Genomic DNA, 24,655 nt, shown 5'->3' with positions numbered 1-24,655 from the left:
CACCGACTTTGTTAGAATAATATGATGTTCAACGGGGTGAGGTGTCAGACGGTACATGATTGAGCCGGAGTTCAAACCAGATGTTCTGCTGTCCGCCCGTCCAGAGGATCTAAACCTTTATGCATCTCCCCCTCTTAAAAACAACCGAGTAATTACTTATATCGGAAAGTATAAAAATTTATAATGATTCCAGCGGTACTTACGTACAGCCCGATCGCGCCCTTGTCAAAATCAAGCGCAATTTTAGCCGCCTAACACTTAGTCACAGAATAAAAGCAATGAATGCACTTCCCGGTTACGAAATCACAGAAGTTCTTCAACTTGGTGTGAAGTCCATTATTTATCGTGGTGTCAGAGAGTCAGATAGAGCCTCCGTCATCATTAAAACACTCCGTACCGAATATCCAACAATAGAAGAAATTACCCGCTTGAGACATGAATACAAAATCAGCTCCAATCTCAAACTCGAAGGAATTATCAAACCCTATACTTTAGAAAAATATAAAAACAGTTTCGCTCTCATATTAGAAGATTGCGGCGGTCAATCTCTCCGACACCATCTAGCAGGTAACAATATCAAGAGTGCGGAGTTTTTGAGACTCGCTATTCAAATAGCTCAAACTCTCGGAGAAGTCCATCAAAATCAGATAATTCACAAAGATATCAAACCCTCAAATATTATCATTACCCCGGATTTTAAACAAGTAAAAATCACCGACTTTAGCATGGCGACGCGCCTATCTAGAGAGGTTCATCAAAATAGCAATACTACTCTACTAGAAGGCACTCTAGCCTATATATCACCCGAACAAACTGGCCGGATGAACCGCGACCTTGACTACCGAACTGACTTGTACTCTCTCGGCATCACGTTTTATGAAATGCTGATAGGAGAGTTGCCCTTTAATTCAACCGACCCCCTAGAATTAATTCACAGCCACATTGCGGTGACACCAGTTCCTCCCCATCAGCGAAACAACCAAGTCCCGCAGATGGTTTCAACCATTGTCATGAAACTATTAGCTAAGAACGCAGAAGACCGATATCAAAGTGCCTTTGGAGTAAAAGCCGACCTAGAAAATTGTCTGACTCAGCTTCAAACTACGGGCAAAATAGAAAAATTTATTCCAGGGACGCTTGACAAATCAGGTCAATTTTTGATTCCCCAAAAACTCTACGGCCGCACACAAGAAGTCGCTGATTTGATGGCATCATTCCAGCGAGTCAGCTTTGGGAAAACAGAGATGGTGTTGGTTAGCGGTTACTCAGGCATCGGTAAAACCTCAGTTGTCAGTGAAATTCACAAACCAATTGTCAAGCAGCGGGGTTATTTTATTGCTGGCAAGTTTGACCAATTTAAGCGGGATATTCCTTATGCTGCAATGACTCAAGCGTTTGAGTCATTAATGCAGCAATTATTAACAAAAAGCTCACCAGAGTTGGCAATTTGGAAAGAAAATCTCTTGTCGCGGCTAGGTCAAAACGGTGCAATTATTATTGATGTCGTTCCTTCTGTCGAACTAATCATTGGTTCGCAGCCTGCTGTTCCCCAATTGGGGCCGACTGAATCTCAAAATCGACTTTTTCGGGTGTTTAAAGAATTCCTGAATGTGTTTGCCCAAGCCGAACACCCCCTAGTTCTATTTCTGGATGATTTGCAGTGGGCTGATTTAGCTTCCTTAAAATTGATTCAGGAACTGGTAACAGACTTGGATACCAGATATTTTTTGCTGATAGGAGCCTATCGAGATAATGAAGTCAATTCGACTCATCCGTTGGTGCAAACTGTAGAAAAAATTCAACAGACGGGTGCAGCGGTGCATAACATTATCCTCCCATGTTTAGAGTTTAACAGCGTCATGCAGCTAGTGCGCGATACTTTGGGCAATGAAACCGAAAAATTAAACTCCCTGGCAGAGTTGATTTTTAGTAAGACGGGCGGAAATCCATTTTTTATAACTCAACTGCTGTCAACTATTCACTCAGAAAAGCTGCTAGCATTTAATTTCACTGTTGGTGCGTGGGAGTGGGACATCAGGGAAATTGAAACCGCTGGCATTGCAGATTACAGTGTCGTTGAATTAGTTGCTCGGAATCTTCAAAAACTGCCGGAGGAGACGCAGCAAGTCTTAAAATTAGCAGCTTGTATCGGCAACCGTTTTTGTTTAGAAAATTTGGCAATTGTCAGGGGAAAATCTGGTTCGGAAACGGCTGCTGATTTATGGGATGCGCTTCAAGCTGGTTTAATTCTGCCAATGAGCGATGCTTACAAAATTCCGTTGGTTGAGGAAAGCGACTCCGGGCGACAATCCGATGGGGATGAAGTTGCCAGTCGCGCTCAATCTCCAATATCTTACAGGTTTTTGCACGATCGCGTACAGCAAGCCACCTACTCTCTCATCCCCGACTCCCAGAAAAAACAAACCCACCTAAAAATCGGCTCCCTGCTGCTAAATTCAACCCCGCCATCGGAGATAGCAGAAAATATCTTTGATATTGTCAACCAACTCAATATCGGGGTGGAATTCATCACAAATCAGTCCCAGCGAGATGAACTAGCTAACTTTAATCTCATAGCTGGTAAGAAAGCTAAGAGTTCTGCCGCCTATGAAGCCGCACTCAAGTATTTTAATTCAGGTATAGGACTTTTGCCCGAACAAGCTTGGCAGAGTCACTACGATTTAATCATGGAACTCCATATCGAAGCGCTGGAATTGTCCTATATAAATACCGATTTTGAGCGAGCGTTCCAGCTATCAGAGGTAATTATATCTCGCGCTAAACATTTGCTAGAAAAAGTCAAAGTTTATGAACTAAAAGTGATTTTTCACTTTAATCAAAATCAAGCTCAAGATTCGATAGATATCGCTCTCGAAGCTTTGAATTTGCTGGGAATTTTCATCCCTAAAAAGCCACAAAAACTAAATATTATCCTAGATTTATTTCTCACAAAATTAGCTTTAAGAAACAAGCAGATTGAGGATTTATTGGAACTGCCACCAATGACTGACCCTAATAAAATTGCAGCTATACGGATTTTGACGAATATGACTCCGGCTGCTTTTGTAGTAGCACCTGATATGTACCCACTGATCGCGTTTAAAATGGTGATTCTTTCTCTTAAGTACGGTAATGCGCCGCTGTCTAGTTTCGCCTATGCAAATTATGGTGGGATTCACTGTGGAGTGTTAGGTGATATGAATGCTGGATACCGATACGGTCAACTAGCTCAGGCAGTGTTAGAGCGATCGCACGCCAACTTGCACAACTGTCAAATCTCACTAATCTTTAATGGTTTTATTCGCCACTGGTCCGAGCACGTCAGAGCAAGTCTTATAGGTTTAGTTGAGGGAATCCAGAGTGGACTAGAAACGGGAGATGTCAGCAATGCTTGTTATTGTGCTAGTTTTTACAGCAATTATATATTTTGGAGCGGCGAACCTCTGGACTCCGTGGCGAGCAAGCAGAGTCAATATATTCAAATGTTGGTGAAGTACAAGAATGAATTTATGATTTATCAATCCAGAGTTGGGGCGCAAGTGGTCTTAAATTTGCAATGTGAAACAGCTAATCCTTGCCTATTAGCTGGCGAAATATTTAATGAAGAAACTATGTTACCAGCTTTAATAGATAGTAAAAATAATCTGGTAATATTTGTAGTGTATTTGTATAAGTCATGGCTGCATTATTTGTTTAAAGACTATGCCAATGCTGCTAAAAATGCGATGACTGCCTCAAATTACTCTGACGCTGTGATGAACATGATGTATGTTCCAGTCCACAATTTTTACTATTCTCTAGCACTTTTAGCTTTATATCCCACAGCTTCAAAAAGCGAACAGAAACAATATCTCAAAAAAGTTGCTTCGCTTCAGAAAAAAATGAAGCATTGGGCTGTTAATTGCCCGGAAAATTATCAACACAAATATGACTTGGTAGAGGCCCAGAAAGCGCGAGTATTGGGAGAATATGAAAAAGCTGCTCAGTATTATGACCGAGCGGTGAAAGGAGCATCGGAGAATGAATACATCCACGAAGAAGCGCTAGCAAATGAACTAGCGGCAGAATTTTATTGGGCTAACGGTCGAAATAAAGTGGCTCAGACTTATCTGATAGATGCTTACTACGGCTATATTCACTGGGGAGCAACCGCCAAGGTTAAACATTTGGAGTCGGAGTATCCCCTGGTTTTTCCCGCTGCATCGGCTGCGAAATCGAGAGCGGATGAGATGATTGTTAGCACTAATTCTTCTAGCACGACAAGCAGCAGTCACAGCAGTTTATTAGATTTGACAACTGTTGTGAAAGCGTCTCAAGCGCTAGCTAGCGAAATTGTACTGGATAAGTTGTTAGAAAAGTTAATGAAAATCGCGATCGAGAATGCTGGGGCGCAAAAAGGTTTTCTCCTGATGCCCAAGGAAGGAAAATTGCTGATTCAAGCAGCGGCATCGGTGGAGTCTTCGGACGTTGCTGTTGAGCAATGCCCGAGAGTAGATCCGGCAGATGTTTTGCCAATAACGGTGATTAATTATGTTGAAAGAACGCGCTCGGAGGTGGTTTTAAGCGATGCCGCTAATCAAGGTCTATTTACACTTGACTATTATATTAAAAAGCATCAAGTGAAATCGGCGCTTTGTACTCCTATTCTGAATCAAAGCAAACTCGTAGGCATCCTTTATCTGGAAAATAATTTAACTAATGAAGCGTTTTCTCCAACTAGGTTGGAGGTTTTGAAAATCCTTTCTTCCCAAGCGGCTATTTCTCTAGAAAATGCGGTACTTGTTGCTAATTTGTCGGCTGCTAAGGAAGAGTTGGAGGATTATTCGCGGACGCTGGAGATGAGAGTTGAAGAGCGCACGCAGGAATTAAAGACTAAAGAAGCTAAGCTGCAAGAAGCTCAAAAACTGGCGCACCTCGGCAACTGGGAATTTGATTTGAAGATGGATCGACTCGCTTGGTCTGAGGAAGTATTCCGAATTTTTGGTCTTGACCCTGAACTACCAGAACCGACTTTTTTAGAACACAGGAAGCAAATTCATCCAGATGACCTACAGTTGTGGTTGGAGCGAGTAGAGAAGATTATTCAGTTAGGAAAACCTTGTGAGTTTGAATTGAGAATTTTGCGTTCTGATGGAGCGGTCAGATATATTTTTGTGAAGGCGCAAGCTATTTCTAATGCTGGTCATGTGATTAAGTTATTTGGGACTGTTCAGGAGATTACGGAGCGCAAGTTAGCGGAGGATGCTTTGCGACTGTCGGAGGGGCAATTGAGAGAGAAAGCGGCGCAGTTGGAGGTTACTTTGGGCGAATTGCGTTCTACGCAGACTCAATTGATTCAAACTGAAAAGATGTCTTCTTTGGGGCAGTTGGTGGCGGGGGTTGCACACGAAATTAATAATCCGATTAATTTCATCTACGGTAATGTCGTCCACACTAGCGAATATAGCTCGGATCTGCTGCGGTTGATCGAGCTTTACCAGCAGTCTTACCCTAATCCTACTCCTGAGATTGTGGCTGAAACTGAGGATATTGACCTCGGTTTTATTCAAGAAGATTTGCCCAAAATGCTGCAATCTATGCAGGTTGGGGTCGATCGCGTCCGCAATATTGTGTTGTCGCTGCGGAATTTCTCACGGCTTGATGAAGCGGACATGAAACCAGTTGACATTCACTCCGGGATTGATTCGACTCTGCTAATTTTGCAGCACAGGTTGAAAAAGGATGATGTCGGACATGGCATTGAGGTGGTTAAGGAGTACGGTGAACTGCCGAAGGTAAGTTGTTATGCTTCTGGGTTAAATCAGGTGTTTATGAATGTTTTGAGCAATGCGATCGATGCAGTGGAGTTAGGGGTTGGGATTGAGGAGAAAACGGCTCGACTGGAAAATCCTTTATCTCCAATCTTTGAGCGAAAGATTGTGATTCGGACTGAGGTGTGCGATCGCGATTTTGTGAAAATTTCTATTGCTAACAACGGCCCTGGTATGACTGAGGAAGTGCGAACTAGGGTATTTGACCCTTTCTTTACTACCAAAGCTGTGGGTAAAGGCACGGGTTTGGGATTGAGTATCAGTTATCAGATTGTAGTCGAGAAACACGGCGGGAAACTAATGTGCATTTCGGCACCGAATCAAGGGGCGGAGTTTGCGATCGAAATTCCGGTGCAGCCAAAGAATACCGGGCGAATGGAATTCGCGTCTATACAAACAAAACCCACTCCAAGCGGGTTGAAGATGAAAAGGGAGAATACCGGGCGAATGGAATTCGCGTCTATACAAACAAAACCCGCCGACGCGGGTTGAAGAGAATTTTGATCGCTCATAAAAACCGGGTTGATTGGGTTGCAAGTGCATCCAGAGATGTTTTAAACATCGCGTTCTGTACGAACCCATTTGGTTTGCCGCTTCAGGAGAAAACCCAGATACAAAGGGATTTTCCACAGGATGTAAAAAGGTACGGATAAAAGAGTTGCACCGGAAATGTCGGCACGCCCGAATTTTGCCCAAGCGCTGACTATTGAAACTAAAATTAGCAGTCCTTGTACTGCTAATAAGATGGCTGGAATCGCGGATGTTCCGATGATTGCTGCTAGTATGGAGGCTGCAAAAGCGGCTAGCCAAATAGCGACTAAAAGTGATAGGGGAGGGACGGATAAGTCGAGGGCGATCGCCATTAAGTCAAAACGTTGTTGCTCGACAGAAGCTGTCGCCAGCCTGGGAGTTTGAGTTAGCAATGTCTGTATGTGTCCGTGTTCCCATCTGGTTCTTTGAGTTTTAGCTACTTGCTGCTGCTGCGGCAAACACCCGGTGACTCTAGCTTCGGGGCAGAATACGGTTGGATGTCCGGCGATCGCCAAATCCAAACTCATTTGCATATCTTCAACGATATTGCTGCTGGCTAAGGGAATATCTCGAATGATTAACCAGGGAAAAGCCATGCCCGTACCTGTTAGCAATGATGGGAATCCTAACTGTTTTAATCCGCTGGGCCGCACTAAGTTTTTAACTAGAAATGCTAAGGCAGAAATGGAGTCTTTTGGGGTAGGATTAGGTGGCTGTTCCATTAAATATGTTGCTTGCACCGGTCTTTGTTCGGCGATCGCCACGCGGGCTAATTTCTCGATCGCGTCTGGCTGACAGATGCAGTCTGCGTCTACCATAATCACTACTTCTGGGGGGTCTGAGGCGATCGACTGCAAGCCAAAATCCAGTGCGTATCCCTTCCCCTTGCGTTCTGTGTCGTGGCGCTCGATCGCACTTGCACCGCAGTTGCGGGCGATTTCTGCCGTGGCGTCGGTGCAGTTGTCAGCAATCACTAACAGGCGGTCTTGAGGTGTTAGCTGCGGCAATATGGTGGAGATGGTGGCGCCAATTCCTGCTGCTTCGTTGTAGGCGGGAATTAACACTGCTATTTTGGGGCGGGGCTCTTGAGTTTCGGCTGTGGGGCGGAGGCTGGACAAGAAGGCTGCACTGCATTCTAGGAATAGAACTGCAACGGGAATTAGCAGGATCAGGGCGATCGTCAAGAGTACAACATCAACAAATAGGAACGCTAGCTGATTTATTTGCACAATTCTAGTACCTTAATTTAATTTAATTGGCTGCGGTCATTGAGTTTTTTCAATAATATTGCACCTTGATCAAGTCAGGGAGCAATGCTATCTTAGGAACGAAAATTTAATAACTTAAACACCTTCCACAGTCCTTTCTCTTATTAATCTGCGAGGTAAAAGGAGGCAGAGCCTCCGGATCTGCGTTATCAGGCAGAGCCTGGTAACAAGCAACAAGCAAATTGCTTAAGTTATTTAATTGCCATTCCTAAGCTATCCGATCGTGTCTGTTCAAATAACCGTTATCCGGTTCGTAGTGAGGAATAAAGTCTTCACTACAAACCAACTTGATTGCAGTCGTTCGCTCGAACATGATATCATATCATCTCGATTCTTACAATGTTAAGTAAATCACTTAATTAAATCTCAAACACGCCCAGACTTGAGAAACCCGGTATCTCAAAGAAACCGGGTTTCGGGGCGTTCTGCTTTCGATGGACGAAAGACAACGCAGCAATCTCTAAACTATTTTCAAGCTAGGCCGCATCGAGGACAGGAACAGGTTCAGGTTTTTTTTGGGTAAACTGTGCGGGCAGTGCAACTTCTCTGAGATATCTCGATATCGATCGCAAATATCCCACTTCTGCTTGCAGAGAATCCAGAGCAGACAGATTCTCAACTAAATCCTCAAATTCATCAGCAGTAATTCCAGCGCTGTGCAAGACTTCTTGATTGAGCCGCCCGTACATTCCTTGCAGGAGGAGTTCGATAATCTCGCTGTAGTTAGCTATTTCCGCTCCGTAACCTTCCAACTTCTTCGGATTGATTCCCCACTGCAAAATTTTCAACAAGTCTTGGGGGGAACTCCACGCAAAAGAGGAAGCAATCACTTCTTTTTCTGCTGCGACAAGAGCGTGCTTGATTTGTACTTCCGGGAAATCTGGATCGCCGATTAAGCTTTCCAGGTTCGACACTTGTTTCTCTAACACGCACAAAGAAAAAGGAGCTAATTCTACAGTCACCATGTCGCCAGCATCGTCAACAATTCTAAAGGGATCTTCCAGAACATTAATCAGGAGGTGAATGTCTGTAGGTTTGCTCCAGTCAAACTGTCCGAGGAAAAACGGTTCTTCGTATCCCGGTAAAAGTCCTTGAAAGTAAATCGGCAGATTTTTGCCTGACTCAAGAATTTTATAAAGTGCTACTTCCAAGGTTTCTGTCGGCCAACCGAGATTTCTCACGGCGACAAATTTTAGTTTTCCTGGAACGGACACAACCAGCGCGTTCAGCAATAAATGTACGGCTTCGACAAGATTTTGAGCGGTTACGTAGCGGTGGGGAGCGTGAACGTTGACAGTTTTACTTTGCTCTACTTTTTTGGACATTTGCTCGCAGAACAAGCTATTTTCCAACATATGAGTAAAGCGAACCATCCCGTAGGTGACATCTCCTTCTTGAGCTGCTTTGGAAAATTGCCATTCGGCAAATTTTTTCGAGGCTGCGTAAACTTCGGTTGTAAAATATCGAGATGTTTTGCCTGTGGAGGAGAAGATGCAGTGTTCCACGCCGTATTCTTCGGAGAGTTGGATGACGTGTTTGCATCCTAACAGGCTGGTTGTAACTGTTTCTCGGATTTGGATTTCAGCTAGTCCTGGTTGGCGTTGGGCTGCTAGGTGAAAAACGATGTCTGGTTTTTCTATTTCAAATATGTGTTTCAGCGCCTGGAAGTTGCGAATATCGGCGGCGTAGAAAGTTACTGCGCCTTCTCTGTTAAAGTGCGGGAGAGTTTCTTGGGGGTTTTGACATCGGGCTTTGTCTGCGGAAATGATGTTAGTTGCGCCTAATTCCAGGAGTTTTTCGATTAAGAAACTGCCGACACAGCCTTCGCCGCCGGTGATCAGGATGGTTTTTCCTTTGATTTTGCGACTGACTACGGGGGCGTAGAGGTGAATGGTACGATCGCGCACGTCGCTAAACGGTTCGCTTTCTAGTTGTCCGTCGGCTTGATAGGCTGCAATTAGCTGTGCGGTGAGAGTTTGTAATGTCGCTAGGATTTCGGGATCTTGCGGTTCGGGGGAACCTGGGGGAACTAGCTGCTGGATGCGATCGATTATTTCGGCTTTACTTCCAGTTTCAAACACTTCTGAGGGGTTAAATGCACTTTTCACTTTGTTGGCTCCTGTAAATTCTAGAAATATCGTTGCTTAGCGGCGAGTTTTTAAACAGATTTTCGAGGGACAGAATCTTTAAAAGTCTACTTGGTTTTAGGATTTTTTAGACTGAAAGCCACTTGATCGGAAAGATACGCCATCGACTCTCCTAGTAAATTACTTGTATTAAGCCTACTTGTAGTTTTATTAAGCGCTTGTTTAACCTGCTTACTTTGGCGATCGGCAAATCCGCAACTTTCTCAGTCAAAAATTTGTCACTACAACTATAAACTTAAGTTGCTAGCTGTTGGCAATACTCCGCACCGATCTTTATTATTTCTTTGCAATCGCCTGGCAGTTTTCACGCATTTTTAAAGTTAATGTAAAGTAGCGCTGACCTTAAAAAAACTTAACAATATACTTGACATTGATTGTCTTGCCTCGCATTACTTGGGTTAAATGTATTTATAGCTACTAATTTTATACTTTTTAAGTAAATATACGCATACAAATGCCCAGGCTTGCGGTCTGCCGAAAATATTGCTACTGATACCAGTTAAAAAAATAATCCAACTTTAGGTTAACTCCAAACCCATACACAATCAGTCATTTCCAATTTTTTTCTGTAAAACCTCAAATCTAAAATTGTATTGATTGATGGGGTAGTGCTGCGGTGCCTACCCCTGTATTTGTGCTGCTACTAGGCGCGAACCCTGCGTTCTTTTTTGCTGCCTTCAAAGTCGCGGGCCGACCCAACATCGTAGCCTCCCGTCCGCAAACGGCGGTCTAAATCGCTGGCTTCGGGAGAAGTTTTTGCAGCTTCTTCGATCGTCACTCTACCTTCAAGCACTAATTTGTAAAGATCCTGGTTGATAATTTGCATTCCCTCATAAGTATCAGTTTCCATCAAGCGGAAAGCTTCATCATCAGCACCTTTCATCAAGTAATCGTGCATGGCTGGCGTATTCACTAAAATATCGTGAACTGCGACGCGGCGGTTGTCAACAGTTGGTAGCAAAAGTTGGGCAACTACCGCTACTAAAGAATCGCAAATTTGCATCCGCATTGCCTGTTGTTCCTCGGGTGGGTAGAGGTTCAACAATCGGTTAATAGCATTGATGGCGCTACGAGTGTGGAGGGTTCCTAATACTAAGTGGCCTGTTTGAGCTGCTTGCAATGCTGTATTGATGGTAACGCGATCGCGCATTTCCCCGATCAGAATTACATCTGGGTCTTCCCGCAAAACAGCCCGCAAAGCCTGCTGAAACTCGTGGGTGTGCAAGCCGACTTCCCGCTGGCTAACTAAGCATTTTTTAGAAGGGTGAATGAATTCGATCGGGTCTTCAATTGTAACTACGTGCTTCTGTTCCATCTGGTTGAGATGGTCGATCATCGCGGCTACTGTTGTTGATTTTCCCGAACCGGTAGGCCCCGTAACCAGTATTAACCCCTGCGATCGCAGAATAATACTTTTGAGAACGTCGGGCAACCTTAAGGAGTCGATAGTCGGTATTTCTAAACTGATCAAACGCAATACTATGGCGCCGCCGCTGAGGGAATCAAAACAGTTTAGCCGACACCGCACGAAGCCTGGGTAAAAAATTGCTGAATCTAATTCTTTGGTAGTTGCAAACTGTGTTCGCTGTTCGGGGGTGAGAATTTCGGCTAAGTAATGTTCAAAAATTTCTGGCGTTACTTTGGGGTGGCTGGTTGCTACTTGCATCACGCCCCGAATCCGAAATCGAGGTACTTGGCCGACTCGGATGTGAATGTCGGAAGCCGAGGCGCTATGGGCATCTCTGACCATTTGTTCGATCGTACTGCTGGGAGTCTCAACAGGCCGCTGCTGCTTGGCTGCGGGGGGCGCAGAGGGCGCGGGTGCAGGAGGCGCGGGTGTTACGCCCAAGGGCGGCGGCGGCGGCGGTGTGCGGCGGGCTTGAGCCTCTGGTCGAACGGGTGTAGGGTTGTTTAATGGGTTCATTTTTTGGTCTCCAGTCAGTGTAGATTTATTGCGAAAAAATGCCCGATTTGTAATTTAATCGCTCGCTTGCTAATTAGGTGCTAAATGCTGAGAATATTTTACAATTAGGCTTGATGGGCGATCGAGTAATTAACAATTTCAACTCCAATGAACATCAGTCAAAAAATTGCCGACTGGCTCGAAAATCGCGCGATCGCCCCCGCCTATGCGGGTTGGCTGCTCTCGGGGATGACGGTGTTCTTTTTTGGGTCGGCAACTAATACCATGTCAGGGTGGCTGTACGCGCTCAGCGGTGGCACTTTGGCGCTGTTGGGAGTAGCGGCGGTTTTGCCTGCGAAGTCGCTCCGTGCCTTGGAAGTTCGCCGCCGCCCGATCGCACCGGTAAGTGCGGGCGATCGAATTACTGTAGAACTAGAAATCGAAAATCGCGCCCCCGAACCTAAAACTTTGTTGCAAGTGGTAGACCTGTTGCCGTTTGTCTTGGGATCGCCGATCGTCAGCGCGATCGAGGTTATAGAGCCGTCAAGTATATACAGGAATACATACTACTTGGAAGTCCGGCAGCGCGGCGTCTATCGCTGGCAAGAGGTGGACTTGAGGACGGCGGCGCCTTTAGGGTTGTTTTGGTGTCGGCGCAGCCGTCCGGCGAAAGCGGTGGCCGTTGTCTACCCGCAGGTTTTGCCGTTGAGCATTTGCCCTTTGATCGATCGCATCGGCCAAGAAGACAGCCCGCAATTGTACGATCGCAGCCGATCGCAAACTGCTACCGAAGGCCTCACGCGCAACCTGAGACCTTACCGCCACGGAGACCCGACCCGGCTGATTCACTGGCGCACCAGCGCCCGCTACGGAGAACTGCGGGTGAGAGAGTTAGAAGTTGCCGCCGGCGGTCAAGAAATCATTATTGCTCTCGACAGCGCTGCTTCGTGGCAACCAGAGGAATTTGAACGAGCGGTGACAGTAGCTGCGTCTCTTTACTTCTATGCTAGCAAGCGCCTGTTAAACGTCAAACTGTGGACGGCCCGAAGCGGACTTGTCTCGGGGAACCGGGTAGTTTTGGAAACTTTAGCGGCAGTGAATTATGGGGAAGATGCGATCGATAGTCGAGCGAAACTGCCGATAATTTGGCTGACTCAAAACTCTGCAAGTTTAAGCACTCTTACTCAAGGTAGTCGTTGGGTACTCTGGCCGATTGCCGCTGGGGAAACAGGCGAAAGATTGTTACTAAAACACGATTTACCTGGTTTGCAAATTCGCTCAGATAGACCTTTAGAACTTCAGTTACAAGATGCTCTGGAAAGAGCGATTAGTTATTAAGATTAAGTGGATGAGTTTTCCGGTATCATATCAAGTTCGGTAACAGCAGAATTGTGCCAGTGCTGTCCCCGAAGAGCGAGTTATCTCCTCTCGCTCTTCGGGGACAGCACTGCACTGGTAAATTAGACCTCTTGCAAAAGTCCTTTTAATTAAATTTTTGGACGTTGCTCTGAGCATCGTCCCAACTATTTTTGCAAGAGGTCTAATGATGATTCTGATGCAAACGGAAACGAGAGTACAAGCTTTTCCCAATTTAAATAACACATTTGGGGTGGACAATCTTAGCCAGCCCCACAAGATTTTAATTGTAGAGAGATAGTTTAATTTAAATGTCGATCGCACTCATTGTCTGAAATTAAAATGTCAATCCCGGTTAATCCGTAGTGTCGGGAAAAGTTTCGACTACATACTCCGGTACATACTCAGCAATTTTCTCAGGTCGATTCTCTGGCAATTTCTCGGGTAATTTATAGGGCAAATTCTCCGGTGGATGTTCGGCTCTGACTCGCCGGATCGGGAGATTTGCAATCAATGCTGTCGCCCGCTGATCGCTAGCGAGCGAAAACTCCGACTCAGTAGTATCGATTTCCACATAGCGAGACACCACCTCTAGAATTTCTCGGCGCATCGACTCAACCATTTCTGGGCTGAGCTCTGAGCGATCGTGGGCTAGAACCAGTTTGAGGCGACGTTTTACATCGTCGCGGCTGTTGTCAGGGGTGCGCGGAAAAAGTCGTTCGAGAAGTGTGTATAGCATGGGTATGGCTGTTTTGTCAAGGGTTGGGCATAGAAAAAATCACTGGGGAAAATTTCGGGTAGTTTTTGTGATGCAGTGGCTGCTGTTAAAGGCCGATCGCCAATATTGCAGCACATCACATAATTTTAGTATTTAAGAACTTGCGGAGGCGAGTGAAAAAGTTTTCTCGACGGGGATTGAGATCTAAAAATTCAACCTTTTCGCCTTCTAAGCGGCGGGCAATATTGTCGAAGGCAGTTCCAGCTAAAGAGGCCGTTTCCGACAAGACTAATGGTTCGCCTCGGTTGGTGGAAACGATGACGCGCTCGTCGTCGGGAACAACGCCTAACAGCGGAATGGCGAGGATTTCCCGCACGTCTTGCACCGACATCATATCATTTGCCAGCACCATTGCAGGTCTGATCCGGTTGACAATTAGCTGGATTTTCTTGACGTTGTTGGCTTCCAGCAGCCCGATGACTCGATCGGCATCACGAACAGCAGCGATTTCTGGAGTCGTGACAATGATACCTTCTTGCGCCGGGGCGATCGCATTTTGAAAACCCTGTTCAATTCCAGCCGGAGAGTCGATCAAAATATAGTCATATTTTGGTACCAACATCCCGACAAGCTGCTTCATTTGCTCGGCGCTGATGGCATCCTTCATGCGAGTTTGCGCCGCCGGTAACAGCACCAAACGCGGCTGGCGCTTGTCTTTCACCAAAGCTTGCTCTAACCGGCACTCTCCGGCGAGAACTTCTAATGCCGTGTAAACAATCCGGTTTTCTAAGCCCAGCAGCAAGTCTAAATTTCTAAGGCCGAAATCGGCATCAATTACGGCAACATTGCGCCCCCGCTTAGCTAAAGCCATGCCGAGATTAGCTGTGGATGTGGTTTTTCCCACTCCGCCTTTCCCTGATGTAACAACAATAATGCGAGCCATAAGCGATTTTAGATTTATTGGTCAGTAGTCAGTTGTCAGTTGTCAGTTGTCAGTTGTCAGTTGTCAGTTGTCATTAGTTATTGGTCATTAGTTATTGGGAATTAATCTTATTATTTGTCGTTCGTTGGCATTTATTTTTTGAGAATTTGGCAGCAATCTGTTATTCATTGAATCAACTCAACACTCAAAACTCATAACTCTCATTGTTCTACGAATTCTCTCTGAATTTGCACTGAATTTTTAAATTTTCCTTGACTAACTGATTTAGCCAAAACCTAAATTATCAAGCGCCGACTTAAAGAGAAATAGTATTACTAATGACTAATGACCAATGACTAATGACCAATGACCAATGACCAATGACTAATGACCAATGACCAATGACCAATGACCAATGACTACTGACCAATTACCCATTACCGCCGATTAACTGCGATTTGTCAAAATCAGAGGCTCTACCGATCCGAATCCCCTGAGGCGTCACATAGGCGACTTCCGGGAAAAACTGAGCCGGTGAGGTTTCTGGGCCTCTGGCAACGTACTTAGCAATCCTAATCACCATCGGTTCCATCTGCAAGGTCATAATCACGCTGTTGGTGTTGCCGCCGGCACCAGCGTGCACTACGCCCCGCAAACGGCCCCAAACTAGGATATCGCCTCCGGCGATGACTGAGCCACCGGGATTTACGTCTCCCAAAAGTACGATCGTCCCTGGATGACGAATTTCTACGCCCGATCGCACTGTCATCTGCAAATATAAAGGTTCCGCCAGCGATTGCGGTTTTTGGGCAGTGGATTTATTCAGGGAAGAAACCGGAGGCTGCTGTTCTACACAATAGCCGGCAGTAGCTGCGGCAACGGCGGTTTGGCGGCGGCTGGTGTGGACTCGTTTGAGTTGCAGTTCCACTTCGGAGAGGGCATCGGCGATTTCTTGCAGTTGGCGGATATCTAAAAGTCGATCGCTCCCCATCAATTGTACTTCTGCATTTGGCTGCCAAAAGCGTTCTCCAGCATTCAGCCTAACTTTTAGCTGTTGCCAAAGTTCAGTCCAAGTCGATGCCGTACCAGTTGCGGCTTCGTTGTTGGTTTCTGGGGGAAGTAGCAACAATAGCTGTCCATCTTCAGTCTTGAGTCGGACTTGCAGCTCTAAGCTGACTTCGGGTGTTGATTGAGGGGCGGGAGCAGCAGCGGCTGCGGAGGCATCGGGTGTCATGGGACGGTTCGATCTCGGGTAGGGACAGGTTAACATCAATATTAGCTTGAGTCGTCTTTTGCCTCAGCCTTTGAGGCGAAAACTCTGGTTTTTTTATTTTTAACCGCAAGTATGGCAATTCTATTTCATTTTTGAACAAGATTTTTTTAATTCACCGCAGAGGGCGCAGAGTACACATAGAAAGAGAATCAAGAGACGAATAAAGTAGGTGTAAAATGCGTATTTTACCGCTATAATTAGTACATCTAACCACGTTTGTCTGAGTTATCTAATAATTAATTTACCAGAAATAGTTGCTTTAAAGCCTCTCCCTGATCGGGATAAATTAAAATCAGACGATTCATTACTCCAATCCTGTTCCTTCCAGATAAATTGCTGTCAACTGTCAACTGTCAGCTAAAAATTACCATGCAGCAAATAGAACGTTATCGCGGCAGTCTCATCGGTTTAGCAGTTGGCGACGCTTTGGGAACAACTTTAGAGTTTTGTCGCCCCGGAACCTTTGAGCCGATTAAAGATATGGTTGGCGGCGGCCCTTTTCGCCTGCAACCGGGACAGTGGACTGATGATACTTCGATGGCACTTTGTTTAGCTGAAAGTTTGATTGAGAGAAAAGGTTTCGATCCAGTCCATCAGTTAGAAACTTATTTGCGGTGGTGGCGAGACGGACATTTGAGCAGTACGGGCAAGTGTTTTGATATTGGCAATACGGTGCAACAAGCACTTTGGCATTTTAAAGATACAAAAAAGCCTTACTGCGGTTCTACTGATTCTTGGGCTGCTGGAAATGGTTCGATTATGCGTTTGGCTCCCGTCCCTTTGTTTTATGCGAACAATCCTTTAGAAGTAATAGAAAAATCTGGACAAAGTTCTCGAACTACTCATGGTGCTGCTACTTGCGTCGATGCTTGCCGCTATTTTGGTACTTTAATTGCGGGGGCTGTGAATGGAGTTAGTAAAGAACTTTTGCTGTCGGAAAGATATTGTGCGATCGCCAAATATTGGGCCGCGCACCCCCTGGTAGCAGAAATTGATGAAATTGCGGCGGGTTCTTTTAAACGGCGACAACCTCCTGAAATTAAGGGTACTGGTTACGTGGTTAAGTCTTTGGAGGCGGCACTTTGGGCATTTTACAACAGTTCTTCTTTTGCCGAAGGGTGTTTGTTGGCTGTGAATTTGGGCGACGATGCGGATACAACTGGTGCGGTTTACGGACAGTTGGCGGGAGCTTTTTACGGCGAATCTGCTATACCGGAAAAATGGCGATCGCAATTAGCCGATTTTACTCTAATTGCATCTTTCGCCGAACAACTCTTGACTGTAGGCTTAAGCACGAGTGACTAGAAACCGAGTTTTTATGCAACACTAGCCGTAGCCGTAGGGTGCGTCGCGATCGAAAATCCCCGCATAAAAATCGACAATCTCACAGATCCGCACCTGACCAAATAATTATGTAAATAAGCATAGTTTTCTCTTTTGAAAAACACAAACTTTGTCGTTTTTTTTATAAACAATATTACTTGGGTTCTCGCAACACGTAGCCAACTCCTCGAACCGTATGCAACAAGCGTTTTGAGTTACTTGCTTCTAACTTAATCCGCAAAGCCCGAATATACACTTCAATAATATTTGACTCGCCCATAAAATCGTAGCCCCAGACTTTTTCTAAGATGCGATCGCGCGTAATGACTTGACGGGGATTCCGCAGCAAAAATTCCAACAAATCAAACTCTTTAGCAGTCAGTTCAATTAGTTGATTTCCTCGATAAACTTCACGAGTTAAACCGTTCAAAATTAAGTCTTCAAATTCTAATTGATCCGGGTCATTTGGTTGAGTTCGGCGCAGGCGTGCTTTCACCCTCGCCAGGAGCTCTTCCATACTGAAAGGCTTAGTTACATAATCATCCGCCCCAGCATTTAATCCCGTTACGCGATCGGGTACTTCATCCTTTGCGGTTAACATAATGATTGGTACTTGCACGCCAGTCGATCGCAACCTCAAACAAATATCCAATCCAGAGATGCCCGGAAGCATCCAATCTAAAATCAATAAATCCGGTTCAGCCGTGCGGGCGAGGGTTAATCCATCCAATCCATTGGGAGCGACAGTGACGTGATATCCTTCTAAAGTAAGTTCAGATTCGATGAACTTTGCTAGTTTAGGGTCATCTTCAACAAGGAGAATGCGATCGCTCATAGCTGCGGATTCCAGATAGGTAAGGTGATAGTAAAAATACTACCTTCTCCCGGTTTAGAGCGGATCGTGATACGTCCTTCCATACCTTCGATCAGGCTTTTGGCGATCGCCAATCCCAGCCCTGTACCGTCTCTAGAGCGAGTCATAGACTCATCCACCCGGTAAAACCGCTCAAAAATCCGGTTTTGATGGGGCAGAGAAATCCCAATTCCGCGATCGCGCACATGAATCATCACCTGCTGTTCCTTCTTTTCTAAGACTAACTCAACGGGTTGTTCTGGAGCCGAATACTTAATTGCATTATCGACTAAGTTAATTAACACTTGTTGTAAACGATCCTGATCCGCACAGGCGACAACATCCTCATAAGTAGACACCAAAATAACTTTCCGATTGCTAACTTTTTGACTCATTTCAGCCACCTCAGCTACCAGAGTATTCAGAATCACCGGATGCAAACGAAAGTGCAAATTGCCGCTATCAGCCCGTGCCAAATCAAGCAAATCTTCTAACATCCGAATCGTCCGTTCAGTTTCACCAACCGCTGTTTCCAGTGCTTGCTGCTGATAATCACTTAAATTAGTGCTGCGTCGCAGCAAACTTTGTAAATAACCAACTACCACCGTCAGGGGAGTGCGTAATTCATGGGAAACATTACCGACAAATTGGCGTTGTTGCTCCCAGGAACCGGATAATCTAAACAACATCTCATTAAAGGTTTGTGCAAGTCCTAAAATCTCATCAGGAGCCTGATGCAGTTGGAGTTTTGCTCCCTGCAAATTATCAGCCGACAAAGTGCTAGCTACCTTACTCATCTGTTCCAGAGGGCGTAGAGCGTGACGAATGCGACTGGCGATCGCCACCATCAACACTAAGATTACCACAATACAGACAACAATTAAACTCCGAATCCCATCATTTAATTGACGTTGCTCATCAGTGATATCTTGAGAGAAATATACCGTACCCAGCAATTCATTTTTAATCCGTAGAGTCGTGCTACAGATCACCAAATAGCGATCGTCCACCTGAACAAAAGTCGGCTCAGCAGGTACTTCCGTCAAAGAAATCATCTTCGTAATCTTAGAAGATTGCATATCCATATCAGGTGAATTTACCAAAAGCATCCCATCATTTCGCTTCACCCACACCATGATTCCTCCTGTAGAAGCTTTATGAACGCTTCGGGTTAAGCCAATTTCTAGTGAACCCATTTCACTATAAAGCTCAACCTGTTCGGGAAAACGCATTCCAATATATTCCAGCGTTTGTTTGTGGGCACCGACTAGATTTTGCGACCTTTGCCAGCCAGCCCAAAATGCCACACTGCTAAGTCCTAAAATCGACAGCACTAGCAATTCCATAGTCAGGCGAAACTGAAGCGAAGAAGTGGAAATTCGCTTACCACTGAGATGGTTGACGACTGCTCTAAATTGGGGAAATTGCTTCATTTTTTTAAGTATTAGTGATAGTAATTAAGTATGAAAATTAGACCAATTCCAACTAGAGCAATCAAAAGTAGCAAAGGTGGGATGGGCATCTTGCCCGTCCTCCAAAGGTGGGATGGGCATCTTGCCCGTCCTCCAAAGGTGGTTTATTTGGTATGAGTGAGTCCAGAAATGTAGATAAAAATATCCATCAGAATGCTCGCTTAAAAGTTTTCCGCAGTACCTTGAATCTGGTTAAACTCAAAGCGTCGAGCATAATCTGCTTCACCATAAAGATTAAAACTAATTGTTGGTTCATCTCCGAGGGCTTCCACATGATGAATCGCATCAGGCATCAAGCACAAAACGTCACCCGGTGCAAGCAAAATATCGCCCACTGTTTGAATTTTATCGGGAAACTTCGGAATTGGCGATCGCCTCCACAAAGTATTTTTCTCCTCTCCACCCAGTAGCGCCACCACTCCCCAACTCGCATGATTGTGAATGGGAGAAACTGTACCCGGAGCCCAAGCCACCAACTGCACCGTCAGAGGAAAAAATGGTTCATCATAAAGTGTTTGTACCGCCCAACCAGTCTCAGAGTCAGGCTCAAGCAGAGCCATTTCCAACCAGGAAGAACTATCTAACAACCTGCGAACAAGGGGACAAATTGCTTGGAGTCGTAAAGAATCATCACTAATTTGCTCTAATACATCTTCCAAGTCAGTTAAAAAGCGGTAAAGTCGGTAAGGATGAGTCAAATCTTCAATTTGATTGGTAGCCTCACAAACCTGGTACTGTCCATCATCCGTCACTAACAAGTCTTTTCCTGTCATAAATTTGACACTAAGGATCGGGGTTGATCTCCACTCTATAAGATATTCCTGCTAACTAGATGATGCGTTCCTAATTCCCAGATGAATTTTTGCTGAAGAAACCGACCGATCGGGCATTCAGAGTTTTATCTCCCATCCATCTCTTCCTCATCTAGCGCTCATATTCTTGAGTGTTAATGTAAATAACCTCAAATCTTGAGGACAACAAAAAGCCGCAGACTTGCCAGAGAGTAAGAACTCTCAAGCAAATATCTGGTCTGAAACTACTAACTATTCATCGGGAAATTAAACACATGAAAGTAAAATACATTACCACGATCGCCATTGCCACCATTCTAGGTTTGGTAACAGCTAATGTTAGCTACGCCAATCTCAAGGCTTCAACAAACTCAAACTCTACAACCGTTTCATCCAAGATTGCAGAAGCCAATCCTTGTGCTGGCAAAGCCAATCCTTGTGCTGGCAAAGCCAATCCTTGCGCTGGCAAAGCCAATCCTTGCGCTGGTAAAAATCCTTGCGCTGGTAAAAATCCTTGCGCTGGTAAAAACCCTTGCGCTGGTAAAAACCCTTGCGCTGGTAAAGCCAATCCTTGCGCTGGTAAAAATCCTTGTGCTGGTAAAGCCAATCCTTGCGCGGGTAAAGCCAATCCTTGTGCAGGAAAAAGCAGCACAACAACTGTTCATCCTAAGTATTATACCGAGAAAGGCGTAGCCCTCGATGGTCAGGATATTGTAGCCTATTTCACCCAAAGCAAATTAGTGATGGGAGTTAGCCAATTTAAACAGAATTGGGGTGGAACAACTTGGATATTTGCTAGTGCAGCAAACCGCGATTTGTTTGCTAAAAATCCTGAAAAGTATGCTCCTCAATACGGTGGATATTGCGCCCAAGCTGCGAGTGAAGGCAATCTTGTTGCCACCCAGCCTGATGCCTGGAAAATTGTTGATGGGAAGCTTTATCTCAACTACGACAAGAAGGTACAAGCACAGTGGATAGGTGATATTCCCGGTCACATTGCTTTAGCAAACAAGAATTGGCCAGCTATTCTGAATAACAAAGAACTGTTTCGTTAAATTCAAATAGAACTTAGGTCAGGGGGGACACCCCACAAGCAATTTGATCTCTGGTGGCACAGGCATCTTGCCTGTGGCTGCGAGAAGGGCCGGCGGGACACCCCACACCCATTCATAAATTATCCTCAACAAAAATATGACTTCATGGCTGAATTCTTTGGGCTGGCGTCGTCGAGAGAGTACCCGCAGCAACCGAATACCGATCGCCACCCTCGTCATGTTAGGTTCAGTTATCGTAACCGGTGGACTGGTTGCTGCTTGGTTTGCTGGTAACGGCACTCTAAATCATCTATTTGCCCAACTCCAAGCAATGCAGAATCATCCTCCCATGTGGCTGGAAGTGCCGATGGTAATGGGGGAGTCTTTGCTCACACCTACGATCGCTCTGCTGGCGATTTCTTGGCTGATTATGCGGGTTTCGCCCGTACCCCGAACCTGGTCGCGGGTGGTAGTTGTGGGAATTTTGTTGGTGTTGGTGACTCGTTATCTGCTGTGGCGATCGCTCACCACCTTAAATGTATCCGATCCCTTAGATGGAGTCTTTAGCATTGGGTTGTTTCTGCTAGAACTTTTCCTCTTGCTGACCAACATCCTTCAGTTATTTTTGATGTTGCTGGTCAAGGATCGCCGTTCCGAAGCGAATCGGTTGGCGATCGATGTCGTTGAGGGTAGATTCACGCCAGCGGTTGATGTTTTGATTCCCACTTACAATGAGCCTGCCTATATTCTCAAACGCACGGTAATTGGTTGTCAAGCCCTCGACTATGCCAACAAAAAAATCTATCTCCTCGATGATACGCGCCGTGAAGAAATCCGGCAACTTGCAGAAGAATTAGGGTGTGAATACCGCACTAGAGCTAATAATTACCATGCGAAAGCAGGAAATCTGAATCATGCCTTAACTTATACTCAAGGAGAGTTCATTGTTGTATTTGATGCTGACTTTATCCCTACCAAAAACTTTCTGATTCGCACCGTTGGTTTTTTCCAAGATCCCGGAGTTGCCTTGGTTCAAACGCCTCAAAGTTATTACAATGCCGATCCGATCGCCCGTAACTTAGGTTTGGATAACGTGATCGCGCCGGAAGAAGAGGTTTTCTACCGCCAAATTGAACCGCTCAAAGATGGTGCCGGCAGTGTAGTTTGTTCTGGAACCTCGTTTGTGGTGAGACGCAGCGCCTTAGAAAATGCCGGAGGATTTGTCACCGAATCCCTCAGTGAAGACTATTTCACAGGCATTAAACTCTCTGCTAAAGGCTATCGCTTAGTGTATCTCAATGAAAAACTTAGCGCTGGTTTGGCGGCCGAAAATATTTCTGCTTACGCCACTCAACGCCTACGCTGGGCGCGGGGAACTTTACAAGCTTTTTTTATTGATTCCAATCCCCTGACTATCCCCGGATTAAACCTCCTCCAGCGACTCGCGCATTTAGAAGGACTCCTGAATTGGTTTGGTAGCATTCCGCGTATCGGCTTTCTGTTGATGCCTTTAGCTTATTCGTTTTTGGGCGTGATTCCCATCCGAGCCACTGTTCCAGAAATGTTGTACTTCTTTCTGCCCTATTATTTAGTGCAGTTGACGGTTTTCTCCTGGTTGAATCATCGATCGCGATCGGCATTACTCTCTGATATTTATTCACTGGTACTAGCATTCCCGCTAGTTTTGACGGTCTTTCAGGTGATGCTTTCTCCCTTCTCCAAAGGATTTAATGTCACAGCCAAAGGTACTGTGAGCGATCGCTTTTCCTTCAACTGGAAGTTAGCGCTACCGTTGCTGCTATTATTTATTCCCAATGCCATCAGCCTGTGGCACGTTCTGGGCACCTGTTTGATTCAATTTCAGATGCACGCCTCAGAACCGGAAATCATCCACCAGCTCAAAGGGTTGGGGATTGGTTGGATTTGGAGCGCCTACAACCTTTTAATTATCAGCATTACGCTGTTAATATTGTTAGACGCTCCTAAATCCGATCGGTATGAATGGTTTGACTTGCGTCGATTGGTACGGCTAGTGATCGACGGACAAATTATGTGGGGCGTGACTACTTTCATTTCTGAAGTGGGGGTTCATTTAGAGATAACTCAAGCTGGATTCCCTTCACTTATTCCAGGAGAAACCTTCCCAGTTACGCTGAAAATTTTGGAAGAAAATTTGAGGCTACAAGGACAGATAACTCGCGTTGATTTTAGTCAGGAATTTCCCTCGGTACATATCCGCTTTGATGAATTGGCTTTGCCGCAACATCGATGTCTGGTGGAAATGTTGTTTTGTCGTCCGAATCAATGGAAACGCTCTTGCGCTCCTGGTGAGTTAAAGTCTCTGTTCCTGTTATTTGGGATTTTATTGAAGCCTCGGGTTTTGTTCGATCGCGATCGGGCGATTGATTTCGTGAAAATCTCAAAAGTTTAGTGCGATCGACTTTAAAAACAAAAAGGTGCTTTATGGAATTTAAAGATTTTATGGCTTTGCTGCATCCCGTTGTAGCTGTAGCGATCGTTTTTCCGATGCTGGGTATTGTGCTGAATATGGCTTGGCAAACCATGCAGCGCCGCCAGCAAATTGCATCTGGGGATAAGAGCAAAATTCCCCCTGTAGTCGGCTCAGAACACGTCAAAGCAGGTAAAATTCTGTCTGGATCTGTGGTAGGAGTGACGCTGTTGGGTCTAGGCTACGCGATTTTTGAGCATATTTTGAGCAAGGATGTTTGGAGCAAAAACTCATTTCAAGTCATTTTCATTGTGCTGATGTTTGTGGCCACTATTGCCTCTTTGGTCATGTTGTATCGATCGACACCGGCGTTATGGCGTGGCATATTTGCGACTTTGACTGGTGCTGGTTTGGTGATTCTTGGCGCTCAAGATGGCGTTTATCGTCGCACCGATGAATGGTATTGGTCTCACTACTACATTGGGATCACCGCTGCGCTACTGATGGTTTTCTCCCTTGCCATTATTCAAGACATTTACAAAGATCGATCGAATCGCTGGCGCACTGTCCATGTCATCTTGAACTCGATCGCTGTGCTGCTGTTTCTGGGACAGGGAATGACCGGAACCCGCGATTTATTAGAAATTCCTCTGAGTTGGCAGAAACCCTACATTTATAGCTGTGACTTCGCCAATAAGACTTGCCCCAAACCCTGAGTCACAGTGCCTGCCATAAAAACTCGTGCTACAGAACAATCATTAGGGGGAGTACGCGGAACAGGTGCGTCGCTCTCAGATCGCCATGC

15 protein-coding genes are annotated in these 24,655 nt (G+C 45.4%); 6 read left to right on the top strand and 9 right to left on the bottom strand.

The genetic code is table 11. From position 1 onward, the window contains the following. Window positions 1-278: 278 nt before the first annotated feature. Window positions 279-6,302: a trifunctional serine/threonine-protein kinase/ATP-binding protein/sensor histidine kinase gene (locus tag QUB68_RS00810; protein WP_332988471.1), complete on the top strand. Its 6,024-nt coding sequence runs from the start codon at window positions 279-281 to the stop codon at window positions 6,300-6,302. A gap of 62 nt (window positions 6,303-6,364) precedes the next feature. Here QUB68_RS00810 and QUB68_RS00805 read toward each other — a convergent pair whose 3' ends face one another. From QUB68_RS00805 to QUB68_RS00795, 3 genes are all read right to left on the bottom strand, one after another. Then, window positions 6,365-7,570 (bottom strand): glycosyltransferase family 2 protein, encoded by a 1,206-nt coding sequence (locus QUB68_RS00805; RefSeq protein ID WP_332988469.1) that lies wholly within the window; start codon window positions 7,568-7,570, stop codon window positions 6,365-6,367. Window positions 7,571-8,085: 515 nt separating this feature from the next. After that, window positions 8,086-9,717 carry a polysaccharide biosynthesis protein gene (locus QUB68_RS00800; protein ID WP_332988467.1) on the bottom strand — a complete coding sequence of 544 codons (1,632 nt, stop codon included), beginning with the start codon at window positions 9,715-9,717 and terminating at the stop codon, window positions 8,086-8,088. Between the two features lie 682 nt (window positions 9,718-10,399). Next, window positions 10,400-11,680 (bottom strand): type IV pilus twitching motility protein PilT, encoded by a 1,281-nt coding sequence (locus tag QUB68_RS00795; protein ID WP_332988465.1) that lies wholly within the window; start codon window positions 11,678-11,680, stop codon window positions 10,400-10,402. Between the two features lie 147 nt (window positions 11,681-11,827). Between QUB68_RS00795 and QUB68_RS00790 the strand changes: the two genes are divergently transcribed. Beyond that, window positions 11,828-12,997: a DUF58 domain-containing protein gene (locus tag QUB68_RS00790; protein WP_332988464.1), complete on the top strand. Its 1,170-nt coding sequence runs from the start codon at window positions 11,828-11,830 to the stop codon at window positions 12,995-12,997. 373 nt (window positions 12,998-13,370) lie between these two features. Here QUB68_RS00790 and minE read toward each other — a convergent pair whose 3' ends face one another. The 3 genes from minE to minC all read right to left on the bottom strand — a co-directional run bounded on the left by minE (window position 13,371) and on the right by minC (window position 15,889). Continuing rightward, window positions 13,371-13,754, bottom strand: coding sequence for a cell division topological specificity factor MinE (gene minE / locus QUB68_RS00785; RefSeq protein ID WP_332988462.1), 384 nt, complete (start codon window positions 13,752-13,754; stop codon window positions 13,371-13,373). A 115-nt stretch (window positions 13,755-13,869) separates the two neighbouring features. Further along, a complete protein-coding gene (gene minD, locus QUB68_RS00780; RefSeq protein WP_332988460.1) occupies window positions 13,870-14,676 on the bottom strand; it encodes a septum site-determining protein MinD in 807 nt (268 codons plus the stop codon). 409 nt (window positions 14,677-15,085) lie between these two features. Continuing rightward, the gene (gene minC / locus QUB68_RS00775; RefSeq protein ID WP_332988458.1) at window positions 15,086-15,889 is read right to left on the bottom strand and encodes a septum site-determining protein MinC; all 804 of its coding nucleotides are present in this window, start codon (window positions 15,887-15,889) and stop codon (window positions 15,086-15,088) included. Between the two features lie 408 nt (window positions 15,890-16,297). Between minC and QUB68_RS00770 the strand changes: the two genes are divergently transcribed. Next, window positions 16,298-17,233 (top strand): ADP-ribosylglycohydrolase family protein, encoded by a 936-nt coding sequence (locus tag QUB68_RS00770; protein ID WP_332988456.1) that lies wholly within the window; start codon window positions 16,298-16,300, stop codon window positions 17,231-17,233. 172 nt (window positions 17,234-17,405) lie between these two features. Here QUB68_RS00770 and QUB68_RS00765 read toward each other — a convergent pair whose 3' ends face one another. The 3 genes from QUB68_RS00765 to QUB68_RS00755 all read right to left on the bottom strand — a co-directional run bounded on the left by QUB68_RS00765 (window position 17,406) and on the right by QUB68_RS00755 (window position 20,349). Further along, window positions 17,406-18,086 (bottom strand): response regulator transcription factor, encoded by a 681-nt coding sequence (locus QUB68_RS00765; RefSeq protein ID WP_332988454.1) that lies wholly within the window; start codon window positions 18,084-18,086, stop codon window positions 17,406-17,408. Further along, window positions 18,083-19,537, bottom strand: coding sequence for a sensor histidine kinase (locus tag QUB68_RS00760; protein ID WP_332988453.1), 1,455 nt, complete (start codon window positions 19,535-19,537; stop codon window positions 18,083-18,085). Before QUB68_RS00760 ends, QUB68_RS00765 begins: the two co-directional genes overlap by 4 nt. Before the next feature lie 200 nt (window positions 19,538-19,737). Then, window positions 19,738-20,349, bottom strand: a complete 612-nt coding sequence (locus QUB68_RS00755) for a cupin (RefSeq protein ID WP_332988451.1) — start codon at window positions 20,347-20,349, stop codon at window positions 19,738-19,740. Between the two features lie 293 nt (window positions 20,350-20,642). Between QUB68_RS00755 and QUB68_RS00750 the strand changes: the two genes are divergently transcribed. From QUB68_RS00750 to QUB68_RS00740, 3 genes are all read left to right on the top strand, one after another. Continuing rightward, window positions 20,643-21,422, top strand: a complete 780-nt coding sequence (locus tag QUB68_RS00750; RefSeq protein ID WP_332988450.1) for a YHS domain-containing (seleno)protein — start codon at window positions 20,643-20,645, stop codon at window positions 21,420-21,422. 136 nt (window positions 21,423-21,558) lie between these two features. Continuing rightward, the gene (locus QUB68_RS00745; RefSeq protein ID WP_332988448.1) at window positions 21,559-23,832 is read left to right on the top strand and encodes a glycosyltransferase; all 2,274 of its coding nucleotides are present in this window, start codon (window positions 21,559-21,561) and stop codon (window positions 23,830-23,832) included. Window positions 23,833-23,864: 32 nt separating this feature from the next. Continuing rightward, a complete protein-coding gene (locus tag QUB68_RS00740) occupies window positions 23,865-24,566 on the top strand; it encodes a DUF4079 domain-containing protein (RefSeq protein ID WP_332988446.1) in 702 nt (233 codons plus the stop codon). Window positions 24,567-24,655: the final 89 nt, after the last annotated feature.

The organism is Microcoleus sp. A006_D1, from assembly GCF_036702805.1.
In the GTDB taxonomy this organism is placed as follows: Bacteria; Cyanobacteriota; Cyanobacteriia; order Cyanobacteriales; family Microcoleaceae; genus Microcoleus.
The sequence above is the reverse complement of the archived record's forward strand: the minus strand, read 5'-3'. Positions and strand labels throughout refer to the sequence as shown.

Excerpts from the sequence above, each read along its gene's own strand:
- minD (WP_332988460.1), bottom strand. The coding sequence starts at position 14,676 with ATGGCTCGCATTATTGTTGTTACATCAGGGAAAGGCGGAGTGGGAAAA.
- QUB68_RS00790 (WP_332988464.1), top strand. The coding sequence starts at position 11,828 with ATGAACATCAGTCAAAAAATTGCCGACTGGCTCGAAAATCGCGCGATC.
- QUB68_RS00750 (WP_332988450.1), top strand. The coding sequence starts at position 20,643 with ATGAAAGTAAAATACATTACCACGATCGCCATTGCCACCATTCTAGGT.
- QUB68_RS00755 (WP_332988451.1), bottom strand. The coding sequence starts at position 20,349 with ATGACAGGAAAAGACTTGTTAGTGACGGATGATGGACAGTACCAGGTT.
- QUB68_RS00765 (WP_332988454.1), bottom strand. The coding sequence starts at position 18,086 with ATGAGCGATCGCATTCTCCTTGTTGAAGATGACCCTAAACTAGCAAAG.
- QUB68_RS00740 (WP_332988446.1), top strand. The coding sequence starts at position 23,865 with ATGGAATTTAAAGATTTTATGGCTTTGCTGCATCCCGTTGTAGCTGTA.
- minC (WP_332988458.1), bottom strand. The coding sequence starts at position 15,889 with ATGACACCCGATGCCTCCGCAGCCGCTGCTGCTCCCGCCCCTCAATCA.
- QUB68_RS00810 (WP_332988471.1), top strand. The coding sequence starts at position 279 with ATGAATGCACTTCCCGGTTACGAAATCACAGAAGTTCTTCAACTTGGT.
- QUB68_RS00745 (WP_332988448.1), top strand. The coding sequence starts at position 21,559 with ATGACTTCATGGCTGAATTCTTTGGGCTGGCGTCGTCGAGAGAGTACC.
- QUB68_RS00770 (WP_332988456.1), top strand. The coding sequence starts at position 16,298 with ATGCAGCAAATAGAACGTTATCGCGGCAGTCTCATCGGTTTAGCAGTT.
- QUB68_RS00795 (WP_332988465.1), bottom strand. The coding sequence starts at position 11,680 with ATGAACCCATTAAACAACCCTACACCCGTTCGACCAGAGGCTCAAGCC.
- QUB68_RS00760 (WP_332988453.1), bottom strand. The coding sequence starts at position 19,537 with ATGAAGCAATTTCCCCAATTTAGAGCAGTCGTCAACCATCTCAGTGGT.
- minE (WP_332988462.1), bottom strand. The coding sequence starts at position 13,754 with ATGCTATACACACTTCTCGAACGACTTTTTCCGCGCACCCCTGACAAC.